Genomic DNA, 1,667 nt, shown 5'->3' with positions numbered 1-1,667 from the left:
GGAAGCCGCTATTGCAGTCTTCCGGCCCTTTACCCAACGAAAGTAGGCAAAGGTGACCCTGTTCAGTATTTACGTAAAATAAACTGGCAAGACTTAGGCAAACAAGCCGCCAGTGAAGTAAAAGCCGTAATCAAAGGCTTTCGAGATACACTTAACGATATTTCAACCAGCTGGAAATACGATCTTCTGCTGCCAGACTCAGCCATTGACGGCATGCAAGCCATGGTCAAACAGCTTGATGAAGTCACCCCGCAAATAGACCAAGGCGTAAGAAACGCCGCGCAAGAAATTGGCAATCGCGTAAACAAAGCCCTCGATGAGTTTGAGCCACCGGCAAGCACAGGCGTAGTGGGCAAACCGAAGAAGACGGTAGCCAATGAATTAGAGCCACCGAAATGGAATGATTTGAAGGAGGCTCAAAGTAAAAAACTTTCTAATTCAACCGACAAAATATACAGCTCAAATTTACTCAATAATCGCAAGATATATAAAAACGATCTTGACTTTACGTCAGAAATAGCACAAATGTTGATTCAAGTATTAAAGATAAAATTGAAGATGATAATAGCTTTAGGAATAACCCTTCGCTCCAATATTAGTATGAAAAATTTAAAAAAGAGTACTGGAAACTTAGAGCAAAAGATTTTGAGTAGGTAAATCTGTATGAATAAATATAGTGAGTTAATCAAACAACTTGATTTGAGTGAACACGAAACCTTTTGGCAAGGTTCGGCTGACTTGAAAGAAATAGCACTACTTGAACAGCTAATTTCGATAAAACTCCCGCCTTCATTAGTTGGTTTTTTAAAAGAATGTGGTGGAGGTGGGACAATCGATGCGGAGGTATCTGGTATTGAAGATAATAATGCTACTTTGAAGCGTGGAGGAACGATATTAGGTGACACACTAGATTGCAGGGAAACATTTGAATTACCCCCCCATTTAATTGTAATTTTTTATAAAGAAAATGAAATTTGTTGGTGCTTAGATTCTAATACCCAAGAAAAAGAATACCCACTGGTTAATTATAATTTATTTAAAAAACAAGTTGACGGAGTAATAGCTGATTCCTTCCTCTCATTCTTTTGTGATTATGTTGAACTTAGAACCTCGTAGAATCTATTAAAGCTAATTGAACACGCTAAGGACAGCACATGCAACCAGAAATAAAAAACATCCCCCAACATCTTGGGCAATACTTGTACCAGCAAATAAATGAGCCGTGGCTTGAAGCCCAACTCATTTTAAATTGCGAAGATGAAAGCGTACTTGAATGCAAAGCCCATTATCAAACTGCTGCTGATATAAGCGAACAGCCGATTACCGTGACAGACGAGATAGTCGATTTATTCAACACCCTTCTTGAGAATGCCACTAAACACCAACCAGAAAACTGGATGCGCGCCATTTTTACTATTACACGGCAAGGCCAGTTCAACCTGAACTTTGAGCGTGATAATAATGATGATGACGTTATCACTGCACAGCAAACTTATTAAACAATACTGATTTACCCGCTCTTTAACAACATGGGTGTTGTTAGGCTAGGCGCTAATACAGCCGCTGATTAGTGCCCTGCCTTTCATTTTTGCACAAGTAAATTCGAGTCTACGCATTCGTAGCAGCGGGTTTACCCCGCGACATAATTCCCCCGCAGCCCACAACGA

The 1,667-nt window shown here is 40.1% G+C and carries 2 protein-coding genes and 1 pseudogene; all 3 read left to right on the top strand.

Going from position 1 to position 1,667, the window contains the following annotated elements; all coding sequences use genetic code 11:
* Positions 1–657, top strand: a pseudogene (locus H5232_RS24450) (hypothetical protein); the annotation flags it as partial.
* A gap of 6 nt (positions 658–663) precedes the next feature.
* A complete protein-coding gene (locus H5232_RS23125) occupies positions 664–1,116 on the top strand; it encodes an SMI1/KNR4 family protein (RefSeq protein WP_182768401.1) in 453 nt (150 codons plus the stop codon).
* 38 nt (positions 1,117–1,154) lie between these two features.
* A complete protein-coding gene (locus H5232_RS23120) occupies positions 1,155–1,499 on the top strand; it encodes an immunity protein YezG family protein (RefSeq protein WP_182740454.1) in 345 nt (114 codons plus the stop codon).
* Positions 1,500–1,667: the final 168 nt, after the last annotated feature.

It is taken from the genome of Pseudoalteromonas sp. SG41-5 (assembly GCF_014164495.1).
In the GTDB taxonomy this organism is placed as follows: Bacteria; Pseudomonadota; Gammaproteobacteria; order Enterobacterales; family Alteromonadaceae; genus Pseudoalteromonas; species Pseudoalteromonas rhizosphaerae.
The sequence above is the reverse complement of the archived record's forward strand: the minus strand, read 5'-3'. Positions and strand labels throughout refer to the sequence as shown.